Annotated in this window: 14 protein-coding genes; 12 read left to right on the plus strand and 2 right to left on the minus strand. The window is 43.4% G+C overall.

The window, feature by feature from the left end:
- Positions 1 to 36 precede the first annotated feature (36 nt).
- Entirely contained in the window at positions 37 to 1,518 is a 1,482-nt protein-coding gene (glnG, locus tag G5T77_RS09875) for a nitrogen regulation protein NR(I) (RefSeq protein WP_166136568.1), read from the minus strand.
- On the minus strand, positions 1,505 to 2,614 hold the full coding sequence (gene glnL, locus G5T77_RS09880; RefSeq protein ID WP_166136571.1) for a nitrogen regulation protein NR(II): 1,110 nt from the start codon (positions 2,612 to 2,614) through the stop codon (positions 1,505 to 1,507). The genes glnG and glnL overlap by 14 nt, the downstream gene beginning before the upstream one ends.
- Positions 2,615 to 2,964: 350 nt before the next feature.
- On the opposite strand from glnL, the gene rimO reads away from it, so the two are divergent.
- The 12 genes from rimO (at position 2,965) to lpxA (ending at position 15,313) form a co-directional block, all read left to right on the plus strand.
- Positions 2,965 to 4,308 (plus strand): 30S ribosomal protein S12 methylthiotransferase RimO, encoded by a 1,344-nt coding sequence (rimO, locus tag G5T77_RS09885; RefSeq protein ID WP_004786172.1) that lies wholly within the window; start codon positions 2,965 to 2,967, stop codon positions 4,306 to 4,308.
- A 46-nt stretch (positions 4,309 to 4,354) separates the two neighbouring features.
- Positions 4,355 to 5,083, plus strand: coding sequence for a UMP kinase (gene pyrH / locus G5T77_RS09890; protein WP_004786170.1), 729 nt, complete (start codon positions 4,355 to 4,357; stop codon positions 5,081 to 5,083).
- Positions 5,084 to 5,162: 79 nt separating this feature from the next.
- The gene (gene frr / locus G5T77_RS09895; RefSeq protein WP_005235283.1) at positions 5,163 to 5,717 is read left to right on the plus strand and encodes a ribosome recycling factor; all 555 of its coding nucleotides are present in this window, start codon (positions 5,163 to 5,165) and stop codon (positions 5,715 to 5,717) included.
- A gap of 7 nt (positions 5,718 to 5,724) precedes the next feature.
- The gene (gene uppS, locus G5T77_RS09900) at positions 5,725 to 6,477 is read left to right on the plus strand and encodes a polyprenyl diphosphate synthase (RefSeq protein WP_166136574.1); all 753 of its coding nucleotides are present in this window, start codon (positions 5,725 to 5,727) and stop codon (positions 6,475 to 6,477) included.
- A 5-nt stretch (positions 6,478 to 6,482) separates the two neighbouring features.
- Positions 6,483 to 7,307 carry a phosphatidate cytidylyltransferase gene (locus G5T77_RS09905; protein ID WP_004786167.1) on the plus strand — a complete coding sequence of 275 codons (825 nt, stop codon included), beginning with the start codon at positions 6,483 to 6,485 and terminating at the stop codon, positions 7,305 to 7,307.
- The gene (gene ispC, locus G5T77_RS09910) at positions 7,308 to 8,504 is read left to right on the plus strand and encodes a 1-deoxy-D-xylulose-5-phosphate reductoisomerase (protein WP_166136577.1); all 1,197 of its coding nucleotides are present in this window, start codon (positions 7,308 to 7,310) and stop codon (positions 8,502 to 8,504) included.
- A gap of 3 nt (positions 8,505 to 8,507) precedes the next feature.
- Positions 8,508 to 9,863: an RIP metalloprotease RseP gene (gene rseP, locus G5T77_RS09915; protein ID WP_166136580.1), complete on the plus strand. Its 1,356-nt coding sequence runs from the start codon at positions 8,508 to 8,510 to the stop codon at positions 9,861 to 9,863.
- A 38-nt stretch (positions 9,864 to 9,901) separates the two neighbouring features.
- Complete coding sequence (gene bamA, locus G5T77_RS09920) at positions 9,902 to 12,391, plus strand: outer membrane protein assembly factor BamA (RefSeq protein WP_004786164.1); 2,490 nt, start codon at positions 9,902 to 9,904, stop codon at positions 12,389 to 12,391.
- Positions 12,392 to 12,471: 80 nt separating this feature from the next.
- Positions 12,472 to 12,963 (plus strand): OmpH family outer membrane protein, encoded by a 492-nt coding sequence (locus G5T77_RS09925; protein WP_205683238.1) that lies wholly within the window; start codon positions 12,472 to 12,474, stop codon positions 12,961 to 12,963.
- Positions 12,964 to 12,966: 3 nt separating this feature from the next.
- A complete protein-coding gene (gene lpxD / locus G5T77_RS09930) occupies positions 12,967 to 14,037 on the plus strand; it encodes a UDP-3-O-(3-hydroxymyristoyl)glucosamine N-acyltransferase (RefSeq protein WP_166136587.1) in 1,071 nt (356 codons plus the stop codon).
- A 5-nt stretch (positions 14,038 to 14,042) separates the two neighbouring features.
- Positions 14,043 to 14,528 (plus strand): 3-hydroxyacyl-ACP dehydratase FabZ, encoded by a 486-nt coding sequence (gene fabZ, locus G5T77_RS09935; RefSeq protein WP_171064833.1) that lies wholly within the window; start codon positions 14,043 to 14,045, stop codon positions 14,526 to 14,528.
- On the plus strand, positions 14,525 to 15,313 hold the full coding sequence (gene lpxA / locus G5T77_RS09940; RefSeq protein ID WP_004786156.1) for an acyl-ACP--UDP-N-acetylglucosamine O-acyltransferase: 789 nt from the start codon (positions 14,525 to 14,527) through the stop codon (positions 15,311 to 15,313). Before fabZ ends, lpxA begins: the two co-directional genes overlap by 4 nt.
- The last annotated feature ends 1 nt before the right edge of the window (position 15,314 follow it).

Genomic DNA, 15,314 nt, shown 5'->3' on the forward strand with positions numbered 1-15,314 from the left:
AGCAATAAAAAAGCACCCAAGGGTGCTTTTTTAATTTCAGGCTTGGCCTTCGACTTCTTCGACTTCATCATCCTCCGCACTGTCCATGCCGAGCTCTTTCAGCTTACGGGTGAGGGTATTACGTCCCCAACCTAAAAGCTCCGCAGCATGACGCTTACGACCACGGGTTTGTTGTAGTGCAGCATTAATGAGTGTGCGTTCAAACATTGGTGTAGCCACATCTAACAGCTTCATTTCGCCGTTTTTCAGTTTCTGGATTGCCCATTGACCCAGTAACTCATCCCAATGATGCGGTGCAATTTGATTCAGGTTTGGAATTGGAGCACCCGGATCTTGTTGCTGAATTGGAATCTGTTTTAATTCAGGTGGCAGATCTTCAGGGTAAACTTCACGACCGGTAATCATCACTGTGAGCCAGCGACAAGTATTTTCAAGTTGACGTACGTTACCTTGCCAAGGCAGCTTCTGCATATATTCCTGAGTTTCAGGACGTAAGATTTTAGGATTTACACCCAGTTCTTTACCTGCACGCGCAAGGAAGTGCTGTGCCAGCATTGGAATATCTTCAGAGCGATGCGCCAGTTTAGGAATATGAATACGGATTACATTTAGACGGTGATACAAGTCTTCACGGAAGCGGCCGTCATGTACCAGTTTTTCCAAGTCCTGATGCGTTGCAGCCACAATACGTACATCAACTTTAACCGGAATGTGACCACCAACGCGATAGAATTCACCATCTGCAAGGACACGTAATAAACGCGTTTGTGTTTCAAAAGGCATGTCGCCAATTTCATCCAGGAACAGCGTACCGCCGTTGGCCTGTTCAAAACGGCCTTGACGCTGTGTATTTGCACCGGTAAAAGCGCCTTTTTCATGACCAAATAATTCAGTCTCTATCAGGTCTTTTGGAATAGCCGCCATGTTCAGTGCAATAAACGGTTTATTGCTACGCGGTGAATGGCGGTGTAGGGCATGCGCTACCAGTTCTTTACCTGTACCGGATTCACCATTAATCAGCACGGTAATGTGTGATTGAGACAAACGACCAATGGCACGGAAGACTTCCTGCATGGCAGGCGATTCACCAATGATCTCAGTCGATTGAATGGTTGGTGCAGATTTGGCAGATTCTTGCTGCTGTAATTTGGTGATATGTAAAATCGCACGATTGACCAGTGCCAATGCTTCATCAATATCAAATGGTTTTGGCAGGTATTCAAAAGCACCTGTTTGATAACTGGATACAGCAGATTCCAGATCCGAATGCGCCGTCATAATAATAACCGGCAAATCAGGATTGGTATTTTTCACCTTGCCTAAAAAGGTCAGACCATCAATACCTGGCATACGGATATCGGTTAGGATCACATCAGGTGCATCTACGCCCAACTGATCAAGTGCTGACTGGGCTTCTTCAAAACTAGTAACGTCGAAACCTTCTTCTTTAAATGTTTTTTCTAGTACCCAACGCATGGCACGATCGTCATCAATCACCCATATTTTATTTCGCGACATGATCTGACTCCCAAGGTAAAAATAAGCTAAATACGGTTTTTCCTGGAACTGACTGGCATTCAATCATTCCGTTATGTTGATGCATAATATTTTGAGCAATGCTGAGACCTAGTCCGGTACCTTTGGCACGGCTGGTCACAAGCGGGTAGAACACGGCTTCGATAATATCGTCTGGAACACCCGGACCATTATCTTCAATGTCGATTCGAACCACAGATCGGTGAATCACCCCACTAATGGTATAAAGGCGCTGAATCCGGGTTCTTAAAATGAGTTCCGGTTGATGCTCGATAAAGAAATCCTTGTTTTCTGTCATCGCCTGAACGGCATTTACGCAGATATTTAGCATGACCTGAATCAGCTGATCGCGATCTGCCAGAACTTCCGGCAGGGACAGGTCATAGTCCCGGGTAATTTTAATTTTCTTTTTAGTCTGATTCACAATCAGTGAGCGGACGCGTTCTAAAGGCTCATGCACATTAACCATTTCATAGCTGGGTAACTGGCGTGAACCGAGCATGCTATCTGCCAGATTTCTCAGGCGATCCACTTCACTAATAATAATGTCAGTGAACTCTTTATATTTCGGATCTTCAAGGCTACGTGCCAGAAGCTGGGTTGCACCACGAATGCCACCGAGTGGATTCTTGATCTCATGTGCCACGCCACGAATCAACTGACGCGCAACCTGGTGCTGCTGGATATAGTTTTCTTCACGAGAGATTTTCAGCATACGGTCACGCTGATTCAGCTCGATGAGCAATAAAGGATGATTCGGCTTACCCGCATTGAGCAGGGAAACCGTATAGTCCACATGAATGTCTTTAAAGTTGACGATGATCGTCGCCTCACGGCGAGTATAAGGTTGGCCTGTGTGCAGCGTGTTATATAGTGATTCTTCAGTATTGAATTCATCTGTCGGCGCTTGCAGTATATTTAATACCGGCGTGCCTGATGCGCGTAACAGGCTGACATCAAACATAGCCTCGCAGGCCGTATTTAAGTAATAAATATTCAGGTGACTATCAACCAGCATAATGGCAGTGGTCAGGTTGTCCACCAAAAGGCGATAGTCGATGGAATGAGGCTGATCCATTAGCGGTGGTTTTCCTGTATTAAAATGGCGCAATGGCATCTTCATAAAGCAAAATAACAATTTCAAAGTTCAGATTTGAGGCAAATTAAGCAAGATGCACGCCAACTTTAGAACTCTTGTTAAAATTTTGCTGAAAAATGCACGAAATCTGACGAGGATGCCCAATCAAACTCAGGTATAACGGATTAAATTGAGGCTGTAAACCTAAAATGATTCATTTTGGTGCATAAGCTTTTATATTGAATATTTTATGGCGTTATTTTAGTGCGTGATGCAAAGAGTAGCCATTTCAACTATTTTTATGATGCGAAAAGACATACAATACGCGCATTCTAGTGGAGCGCAGATTCATGAAGTCCCCCAAAGTCGGTTTTGTATCTTTAGGTTGTCCTAAGGCATTGGTAGATTCTGAACGAATTTTAACTCAGTTAAAGACTGAAGGTTATGATGTCGCATCGGATTATGACGGTGCTGATTTAGTAGTAGTAAATACCTGTGGTTTTATTGAATCTGCAGTACAAGAGTCTTTAGATGCCATCGGTGAAGCGATGAGCGCGAATGGTCGTGTCATCGTAACAGGTTGTCTAGGAAAAGACGAAGATAAAATTCGCCAAATGCACCCGAATGTCCTGAAAGTGACGGGTGCAGCAGCATATGAAGAAGTGATGGATGCGGTACATGAGTATGTTCCTGAGCCGCCAAAACACAATCCATTTATTGATCTGGTGCCTGAGCAGGGTATCCGTTTAACCCCTAAACATTATGCATACCTGAAAATATCAGAAGGCTGTAACCACCGTTGTACCTTCTGCATCATTCCAAGCATGCGTGGTGATCTGGTTTCCCGTCCAGTCGGTTCTGTGCTTGAAGAAGCTGCGGCACTGAAACGTTCAGGTGTCAAAGAAGTACTTGTGATCTCCCAAGATACTTCTGCTTATGGCGTCGACACCAAATACAAACTGGATTTCTGGAACGGCCAGCCAGTTAAAACCAAATTCTATGACATGTGTGAAGCACTGGGTCAATTGGGCATCTGGGTGCGTCTGCACTATGTCTATCCATATCCACACGTAGATGCCGTAATCGATTTAATGGCGCAAGGCAAAATCCTGCCTTATCTGGATATTCCATTCCAGCATGCCAGCCCAAGAATCCTGAAGCTGATGAAACGACCTGCTCACAGTGAAAATACACTGGAGCGTTTGAAAGTTTGGCGTGAGAAATGTCCTGATCTAGTGATTCGTTCTACATTTGTGGTGGGTTTCCCGGGCGAAACTGAAGAAGATTTCCAGATGCTTCTGGACTGGTTGAAAGAAGCGCAGCTAGATCGCGTGGGTTGTTTTACTTATTCACCAGTTGAAGGTGCGACAGCGAATGATCTTCCAGACCATGTGCCTGAAGAGATCAAGCAGGAGCGTTATGAACGTTTTATGCAGGTTCAGCAGGAAATTTCAGCAGCGAAGCTACAAAAACGTATTGGTCAGAAAATGACGGTGCTAGTCGATGATCTGGAAGAAGAATTCCCGGTTGCTGTAGCACGCTCATATGCGGATGCGCCTGAAATTGATGGTAATGTTTTTGTTGAAGATATCGACAAAAGTGTGATTAAGGCAGGAGATTTGCTTGAAGTCGAAATCACTGATGCAGATGAATATGATTTATTTGCCAAGCTGATCTCAATCAAGTCTGCTTAAGATTTTGAATTAAAAGAATTTATATTAAACAATTTGGAGTTTGATGATGTTGGATTCTAAAAAGCCACGATTTGGTCGCATCCTGCTAAAACTATCTGGTGAAGCACTGGCAGGAAACAAGGACATGGGTATCGATGCACAAGTGCTCGATCAGATGTCACTTTCTATTGCGCATCTCGTGGGTTTGGGTGTACAAGTCGGTATCGTGGTTGGCGGTGGTAACTTGTACCGTGGTAGCCAGTTGCAAAAAGACGGTCTTGTTGGTCGTGTAACCGGTGACCAGATGGGTATGCTGGCGACTGTGATGAACGGTCTGGCATTACGTGATGCTTTGGTACGCCGTAATATCAAAACCCGTTTGATGTCTGCATTGCCGATTGGTGCAGTGGTTGAATCTTATTCTAGCCGTGATGCGATTCGTCATCTGACTCAAGGTGAAGTGTGCGTATTTGTAGCGGGTACAGGAAATCCGTTCTTTACTACGGATACAGCAGCATGCTTGCGTGGTATCGAGATTGAATCTGACCTGATCCTGAAAGCTACTAAGGTTGATGGTGTTTACAATAAAGATCCAAGCAAATACGAAGATGCCGTGAAATACGATACATTGACATTTGATCAGGTGCTGGACGAGAAGTTGGGCGTCATGGATTTAACTGCGATCTGCTTATGTCGTGACCACAATGTGCCACTTCAAGTATTTGACATGAACAAATCTGGCGCATTGCTTTCAGTAGTGATGGGTGAAAAAGAAGGAACTCACGTCACCAATTAATGACGTGAGCTACAAAGCCCTTTATACTACCTCCTAATTTAGTAAATACATCTTTTAAGAATTAAGTAAGGAAGATCATATGATTAACGATCTTAAAAAAGACGCAGAAGAGCGTATGAACAAGTCTCTTGACTCGTTAGAACATGGTTTCGCAAAAGTTCGTACCGGACGTGCGCATCCATCGATTTTGAACGGTGTCATGGTTCCTTACTACGGCTCTGATGTGCCATTGAACCAGGTTGCTAACGTAGGCGTGGAAGATTCACGTACATTGCTGGTTCAACCATTTGAACGTTCAATGGTTGCTGCGATTGATAAGGCGATCCGTGAGTCTGATCTTGGTTTGAATCCGATTACTGCTGACGCGATCCGTGTACCAATGGCAGCGTTGACTGAAGAAACTCGTCGTGACATGCAGAAAGTTGCACGTAACGAAGCTGAAAATGCAAAAGTTGCGATCCGTAACATCCGTCGTGATGTATTGGGTGACATCAAAGCATTGTTGAAAGAAAAAGAAATTTCTGAAGATGACGAACGTCGTGCGTCTGACGAAATTCAGAAAATCACAGACAAATTTGTTGCTGAAGTAGACAAACGCTTGGCTGCGAAAGAAGCTGAATTGATGAAGGTCTAATTCATCAATGACCGCTTCTGAAGAAAATTCCCGTCTTCCAAAACATGTTGCCATCATCATGGATGGCAACAATCGTTTTGCCAAAAAAAATCAGATGCAGAAAGGTGACGGACACCGTGAAGGAAAAACGGTTCTTGATCCGATTGTTGAACATTGTAGAAAAAGAAATATCCAGGCTTTAACGGTCTTTGCATTCTCGAGCGAAAACTGGAACCGTCCCCAATATGAGGTCGACTTGCTCATGAAGTTGTTGGAAGACACGATTAATGAACAGTTGCCACGTATGCAAAAATTTAATATTGCTTTACGTTTTATTGGTGATCGGTCGCGTTTATCTCCTGAACTGCAAGCATTGATGTTGCAAGCAGAACAAAGGACTGCTAATTTCGATAGTATGACGCTTACCATTGCAATCAGCTATGGTGGAATGTGGGACATGGCACAAGCTGCGAAGCAGATTGCTGCGGATGTTTTAACAAATAAATTAGATCTTGAAGCAATTGATACTGATGTGTTCGGTCAATATGTCAGTTTGAGTGACTTGCCGCCTGTTGATCTGCTGATTCGTACCGGTGGAGATTTCCGCCTGTCCAATTTCCTGCTCTGGCAGGCAGCATATGCAGAGCTGTATTTTACTGAGACCTTATGGCCAGAATTTACCGTAGAGGAATTCGATGACGCACTTGCTGTATTTGGTGGGCGCGAACGTCGTTTCGGTAAAACATCAGAGCAGATTCTTCAAGAAAGACTTGAGAATTAATACACATGTTTGAGCGGATTATAACCGCATTGGTGCTGGTTGCAGTCGTACTGAGCTGTATGTTTGCGACCAAATCACAATATCCAATGTTCGCATTGATGGTTGTGGCTGCCGGGGTGGCAGGCTATGAGTGGTTTAAACTCATGCCGCGAAAATGTAAAAATGTTATCAAGCCAGTGGCGTGGGGCTATGGTCTACTGACTGCAGCTTTATCTGCACTGGCTTTATACTATTGGGATGTGGCCTTATTATTGTGGTCGGCATCTATTCTGACCTGGTTGCTGAGTATCTACTGGGTTAAAACCTATCCTGATTATGATGGCTGGTACAATGTCAGCTTGCATGGCATCGGGATTGTACTGGTTTCTGCTGCTGTTACAGCAATCTTCTCGGTTTGGCTAAACTCTCCATGGTGGTTAATGTACCTGTTCCTGCTGGTTTGGGGTGCAGACAGTGGCGCTTACTTTGTTGGACGCAAATTCGGCAAGAAAAAACTCGCACCAAATGTCAGCCCAAACAAGTCGGTAGAAGGTCTATATGGCGGTATTCTTACCTCCATGCTCATCGTGGTTGCCGTCGCTTCACTTTATCTGGATATGACCTGGCCAGAGCTATGTCTATTCCTGATTCTTTCTGTTATTACCGTGTTTAGTTCAGTGCTAGGTGACTTGTTTGAATCCATGATTAAGCGTCGTGCTGGAATCAAGGATTCGGGCCGTATTTTGCCGGGTCATGGTGGTGTATTAGATCGTATTGATTCTTTGCTTGCTGCAGCTCCTATCTTTGCAACAGGCATATATGTTTTAAAACTTATTGGCGTAGATTTATAAATGTCACAAGCTGTTTGTATATTGGGTGCTACAGGTTCAATTGGTCAAAGTACTTTAAAAATTTTGCAGCAACATCCTGAAGCTTACTCGGTTTTCGCTGTGACAGCGCAAAGTCGTATTACTGAGCTGGCAGAAATCTGTCAGCAGTACCGTCCTAAAGTGGCTGTAGTGCCTGCAAATAAAGTCGATGAGCTTTCTCAGTTGCTACAAGTGCAGGGCTTATCAGATATCGAAATTCTTCAGGATGAAGCGGGCTTAATTTCAGTCGCAGAGTATGCGGATGTTGATATCGTGATGGCAGCAATTGTCGGGGCGGCGGGCCTGCTTCCTACATTGGCTGCAGTCAAAGCAGGTAAGCGTGTCCTATTGGCCAATAAAGAAGCCTTGGTCATGTCCGGCGACATCATGATGCAAGCTGCGCGAGATTATGGTGCATTATTATTGCCAGTCGACTCTGAACATAATGCGATTTTCCAGTGCCTACCTCAAAACTACTTTGATACCGAACGTAATGGTCAACCTAAGCTCGGTGTTCATCAGATTTTACTGACTGCTTCTGGCGGTCCATTCCTGAATCATTCTCTTGAACAATTGCATGATGTGACGCCTGCTCAAGCCTGCAAACATCCTAACTGGTCAATGGGGCAAAAGATTTCTGTAGATTCAGCTACTTTAATGAATAAAGGGCTGGAACTTATCGAAGCGTGTCATTTGTTTGCAGTTCAAGAACAATTTGTTACAGTTGTTGTCCATCCACAGAGTATTATTCATTCCATGGTGCAATATGTGGACGGGTCGACATTGGCACAAATGGGTAACCCGGATATGGGCACGCCAATTGCACATGCTTTGGCATGGCCACAACGGATCAGTACCCATATCCCGGCTCTGGATTTGTTTAAGCATTCACAGCTGAATTTCCAGGAACCGGATGTGGTGCGTTTTCCGGCACTGAAATTAGCACGTCAAGCCATGAAGAGTGGTGGAATTGCGCCTACAATTTTGAATGCGGCCAATGAAATTGCAGTTGCTGCATTTTTAAATCAGCAAATCAGATTTACCCAAATTCCTCAGGTGGTTGAAACTGTCCTGAATCAGATGGACAATCAACCAGCACATGATCTGGATACTATTCTGCATGCAGATCACACAGCACGAGGTTTATCACAGCAATATGTTGTGAATAAAGGAAGTTAAGACATGAACGCCTTGTTTATTATTGCAGCCGCAATCCTATTACTCGGTCCCTTAATTGCGATTCACGAGTTTGGTCACTACATTGTGGCACGTAAACTGGGCGTTAAAGTACTGGTCTATTCCATTGGTTTTGGACCAACCCTTCTAAAGTGGACTTCCAAAAAATCCGGTATCCAATATCAGCTTTCAGCTTTGCCTTTGGGTGGTTATGTCAAAATGCTGGACGAGCGTGAAGGCAGTGTGGCAGAAGAAGACTTGCCTAAAGCCTTTAACCGTCAGCATCCCTGGAAACGTATTGCCATCGTTGCTGCGGGTCCTCTCATTAACCTGCTTTTAGCTGTTGTCCTGTTTTGGGTACTTTTTTTACCTGCACAGGAACAGCTGAATACTCGTGTAGGTAAGGTCTTACCAAACACACCTGCAGCCGCGGTACAGATGCAGCCGGGCGACAAGATTGTCGCTGTAGATGGTACACAAGTCGAAACTTGGGAAAAACTGAGTTATGCCTTGGTGGATCGTGTGGGTGAAACTGGTGTGGTTTCGATTCAGGCAGATCGTGCGGGTGAAAACAAGATATTCCAGTTACCAATTCAGGACTTTCTTAAAGATCAAAGTCAGTCACCCCTTGATACACTAGGTTTCTTGCCATATCGTCCGGAAATTCCGGCTGTGGTGAGCAAACTGAGTGAAGATGGTGCAGCCATTCGTCAGGGTCTTAAAGAAGGTGACAAGATTCTGGCGATTGATGGTGTACAGATGAAAGACTGGTTCGCTGTGGTAAAAGTGGTACAGGCATCACCAGAAAAATTACTTAAGATAGATGTATTACGTGGTAATCAGGTCGTGCATCTTCAGGTCATGCCGCAAGGCAAACGTGACAATATGGGGAATGTAACCGGTATGCTCGGAGTTCAAAGCGATCCGGGCAAGGTGACAATTCCTGCTGAATATAAACAGACTATTCACTATACGCCTGTTGAGGCGATGGTGATGGCCTTTGACAAGACAGCACATCTGTCTTCAATGATTCTGAACTCGATCGTCAAAATGGTACGTGGTCTGATTGGTCTGGATAATCTTTCTGGCCCGATTACCATTGCCAAAGTGGCGGGACAAAGCGCGGAAATGGGTTGGGAAACTTTTATTTCCTTTATGGCGCTAATGAGTGTAAGTTTAGGGATATTAAACTTATTGCCAATCCCAATGCTTGATGGCGGACATCTGGTTTATTATTTTATCGAATTAATTCGTGGTAAACCTGTTTCTGAACAAATACAATTGGTTGGATTAAAAATTGGTATGGTACTGCTCGGCAGTATGATGCTTTTGGCATTATTTAATGACTTTATGCGTTTATAATAACGTAAATGGAATAATTAACAGCGGAAAAGACTGGCATGCAGCACACACATTTATTTATGCCTTTGGCACTCGTTAGTGCAATGGCAGTAGCACAACAAGTATATGCGGCAGAAGACTTCATTGTACAAGATATAAAATTTGATGGATTGGTACGTTTAACTCCAGAAAATGTGTACGGCTTGGTGCCAATCAACAGTGGTGACCGGGTGAATGATCCGATCATTGCCAATGCGATTCGTAGCCTGTATGCATCAGGACTATTTGATGACATTAAAGCCGTTCAACAGGGCAATACCTTGGTATTCCAGGTGGTAGAACGTCCGGTAATTTCAAAAATCGAGCTGAAAGGCAATAAGCTGATTCCGAAGGAAGCGCTGGAAGAAGGCCTGAAAAAAATGGGTCTGGCTGAAGGTGAGGTACTGAAGAAATCTGCACTGCAAACAGTTGAAACCGAGCTGGAACAGCAATATATGCAGCAAGGTCGTTATGATGCCGATATTACGGTAACAACGACACCGCGACCAAACAACCGCGTTGAAGTGTTGATTGATTTTGTTGAAGGTAAAGCGGCTAAAGTTTTTGATATCAATATTATCGGTAATACTGTCTTTAAAGAATCGGATATCAAGCAGGCTTTCGCTGTTAAAGAAAGTGGCTGGAGCTCGGTCATTTCACGTAATGACCGTTATGCACGTGAAAAAATGGCTGCGAGCCTGGAAGCTTTACGTGCGATGTATCTGAACCGTGGTTACATCAACTTCAATATTACCAATTCAAGTCTGAACCTGAGTGAAGATAAAAAGAATGTCTTTATTGAAGTTTCAGTCAATGAAGGCGAACAGTTTAAGTTTGGACAAACCAAATTCCTAGGTGATGCGCTTTATAAACCTGAAGAGTTACAAGCTTTGCAGTTGTATAAAGAAGGCGACACCTACTCTCAGGAACGAGTGAATGCGGTCAAGCAGCTATTGCTACGTAAATATGGTAATGCTGGTTATTACTATGCTGAAGTAAATGTTGTGCCTCAGATTAATAACGAAACTAAACAGGTTGACCTGAACTACTATATTAATCCGGGTCAGCAAGTGACTGTACGTCGGATCAACTTCACAGGTAACTCTAAAACTGCCGATGAAGTATTACGTCGTGAAATGCGCCAGATGGAAAGTGCGCTGGCAAGCAATGAGAAGATTGACCTGTCTAAAGTACGTTTAGAGCGTACTGGTTTCTTTAAAACAGTTGATATCAAACCTGTTCGTATTCCGGGATCACCAGATCAGATTGATTTGAATGTGGCAGTTGAAGAGCAGCATTCAGGTACAAGTACTCTAGCTGTTGGTTTCTCGCAAAGTGGTGGTGTAACGTTCCAGGCTGGTCTAAGTCAGACTAACTTCCTGGGTACAGGGAACAGCGTTTCGATTGACCTGTCACGTTCTGAAACTCAAGATTATTATAACTTGAGTGTAATGGACCCGTACTTCACGATTGATGGTGTACGTCGCGGTTATAATCTTTACTACCGTAAAACAAAGTTGGATGATGACTATAACGTAAACAACTATGTTACAGACAGCTTGGGTGGTGGTATTAACTTCGGTTATCCAATTGATGAGAACCAAAGTGTAAGCCTGGGTCTGAATATAGACCAGACTGAAGTGACCACAGGGCCATACGTATCTACATATGTGGCTGACTATTTGGAACGCAATGGTGGTAAAGAAACAAAAACCGGAGAATATTGTGAGCCAATTTTAGATGCTGAGGGTAATCCAACTGAAGATTGTAGAAATATTCCTTATGGGCAAGAATTCAAGGGTGACTTCTTAACTTATAACCTGAATCTGGGTTGGTCTTATAATACCTTGAACCGTCCAATGTTCCCGACTACAGGTATGTCACATCGTGTCAATGCAGAAATTGCCTTGCCGGGTAGTGATGTGGAATATCAAAAGCTCACCTATGACGCTCAAGCTTTCTTCCCATTAGGCAAAGACTTTGTTCTACGTGGTTATGGCCGTTTAGGCTATGGTAATGACCTACCTTTCTATAAGAACTTCTATGCCGGTGGCTATGGTTCAGTACGTGGTTATGAAAACAGTACCTTAGGTCCTAAATATCCAGGCGTATATTTCTCTGACATCGGCCGAACTGATCCATCCCCAGAAGAAGTGGGCGGTAATGCTTTAGTTCAGTTTGGTACTGAGTTAGTTCTTCCTGTGCCATTTAAGGGAGATTGGGCGCGTCAGGTTCGTCCGGTACTTTTTGCTGAAGGTGCTCAAGTATTTGATACTCAGTGTGATGTATCTAATGATAATATTTTCGTGAATGGCAGCTCGATTAGTGGTAAACAGTACTGTAAAGATAACTTTGGTTTCGATGCAGGCAATATGCGTTATAGCGTAGGTGCTGGTTTCACCTGGATTACCATGATTGGTCCATTATCACTGAGCTATGCATACCCGTTGAATGATAAAGACGGTGATGAAACTCAAAATGTTCAGTTTGAAATTGGACGTACTTTCTAAGAAAACTTTGATCTTAAATACAAATTTTGCTCATGAAGCCATCAGGTTTTGTGAGCAAAATTTTTTGAATGGGTAAAAACATGAAAAAAATGATGATGGCAATGGGTATTGCTTTAGCGGGTTTAACTTCATTGTCACATGCCGATGATTACGGAATCGTTGATCTAGAAAAAGTAGTACAAAACAGTATCTATTTAAAGCAGCAAAATGCCACTCTGGAAAATGACATTAAGCCGCAAACTGCACAGATTGCACAGTTGCAAAAAGATCTTGCTGCAATCAAGCAAAAAGGTCAGGCTGCAAAAACACCAGCAGAACATAAAAAAATAGCCAAAGAATTTGAAGGCAAAGCGACTCAACTGGCAGGTGTGCAGCAACAGGTACAGGCAACCGTGCAAACGCGTATGCAAAGTGTAAATAAGGCTTTTGAAGGAAATCTGAAGCGTGCTGCTGAACAATTGCGCCAAGAAAACAAGCTAGATGTGGTTTTAAATAAAAATTCCGTACTTGCTTATGACGCGAAGTATGATTTAACTGATAAAATGATTCAAAAGGTTAATGCAATTAAATAATCGATGAATCATCAAAAACTTCAGTTAGCTGACCTCGCTCGTCTTGTCCAAGGTGAGTATGTAGGTCAGGCAGATTTATGTTTGAGAGGTTTGGCAAGTCTTGAAAATGCAACCTCTCATGACCTTGCATTTGTCAATGCAGATAAATATCTGGAACAGGCAGCTCAGAGTAAGGCGGGCGCTTTAATTGTGACTGCTGAATTAAAAGAGCAGCTGACTTCCCAGCAAAACTTCATTGTCGTGGCCAATCCTTATCTGGCTTTTGCAATTCTGACTCACGTTTTTGAGAAAAAACATACGACTCAGGGAATTGAAAGTACCGCACAAATTCATCCATCTGCCATCATTGCTGACAGTGCCTATATTGGTCACTATGCGATCATTGGTGAGAATTGTGTGGTGGGTGAAAATACGATTATCCAGTCCCACGTTCAGATCGACGATCAGGTTGAAATTGGCCGGGACTGTTTTATTGATGCAAATGTGACTTTAACAGGTGCTACGAAAATCGGTAATCGTGTTCGGATCCATGCCAATACCGTAATTGGTAGTGAAGGTTTTGGTTTTGCACCTTATCAAGGGAAATGGCATCGAATTGCCCAGTTGGGTTCAGTCCGTATTGCAGATGATGTCCGGATCGGCTCAAACTGTAGTATTGACCGGGGTGCACTGGATGACACAATTCTGGAACAAGGTGTCATTATTGATAATCTTGTGCAAATCGCCCATAACGTTAAGATTGGTGAAAACACTGCGATTGCAGCCAAATGCGGGATTGCCGGCAGTACCACGATTGGCAAAAACTGTATTCTTGCGGGGGCCTGTGGGGTAGCAGGACACCTACATATCACCAATAATGTGACCTTGACAGGAATGTCAATGGTGACAAATAACATTACTGAAGAAGGCACTTATTCTTCAGGCATGGGATTGTTGCCAAATCAGCAATGGAAACGCACAGTGGTTCGCTTAAGACAATTAGCAGATGTGCCATTGACCCAGTTGGTGAAACGATTGGATCATATGCAATCTCAAATTGAGTCCATTGAATCAACATTTAAGTTGCGTAAATAATTATGATGACAGAGTCGAATTTGCCTACATTCACGAAGCCTGAATTGCCAATGAATATTCAAAAGATTCGTGAATATTTACCCCATCGCTATCCATTTCTGCTGGTAGATCGCGTCGTCGATATTACTGAAAATGGTATTGTTGGTTATAAAAACGTCTCAATTAATGAAGAGTTTCTGCAAGGCCATTTTCCGAACTATCCAATCATGCCAGGCGTATTGATTGTAGAGGCATTAGCACAGATCTCAGGTATCCTTGGTTTTGTCATGAATAATGAAACTCCAAAAGAAGGTTCATTATTCCTTTTTGCTGGTGCTGAGAAGGTTCGATTTAAAAAACAAGTGGTTGCTGGTGACCAATTAGTACTTAAATCTGAATTAGTGATGCAAAAACGTGGTATTTATAAATATAATTGCATTGCCACAGTAGATGGCATTGTCGCAACAACCGCGGAAATTATGGTTTCCCATCTGAAAGTCGAGCAGGCATGAGCAATAATCCCCTAATTCATCCAACTGCCATCATTGACGCATCTGCAGTAATTGCTGCAGATGTACAGATTGGCCCTTACTGTATTATTGGGCCAAATGTCACGATTGGTGCTGGTACCAAACTGCATTCACATGTCGTGGTGGGTGGTTTCACACGTATTGGTGAACATAATGAAATTTTTCAGTTCGCCAGTGTCGGTGAAGTCTGCCAGGATCTGAAATATGCAGGCGAGGAAACCTGGCTGGAAATTGGTGATTATAACAAGATTCGTGAACACTGCAGTCTGCACCGTGGTACGGTGCAAGACAAAGGTATTACCAAGATTGGCAGTCATAACCTGTTAATGGTAAATACCCATATTGCACATGACTGTATGGTTGGTGATCATAATATTTTCGCAAATAATGTCGGTGTGGCGGGTCACGTACACGTAGGCGATTATGTCGTGATTGGTGGTAACTCAGGTATTCACCAGTTCTGTAAAATTGACTCTTACAGCATGATTGGTGGTGCTTCACTGATTCTGAAAGATGTTCCTGCCTATGTGATGGTATCGGGTAACCCGGCCCATGCATTTGCCATGAATGTTGAAGGCATGCGTCGTAAAGGCTGGTCGAAAGACGTGATTAATGGTTTACGTGAATCCTTTAAGCTGATTTACAAATCTGGCTTAACGACTCAGGAAGCCATCGAGAAAATCCGTAACGAGATTCTTCCAGAAGTTTCTGAAGCACAACGTCTGATTGATTCACTCGAACAATCAAAGCGTGGCATTGTGCGCTAAG

The organism is Acinetobacter sp. GFQ9D191M, from assembly GCF_011174875.1.
In the GTDB taxonomy this organism is placed as follows: Bacteria; Pseudomonadota; Gammaproteobacteria; order Pseudomonadales; family Moraxellaceae; genus Acinetobacter.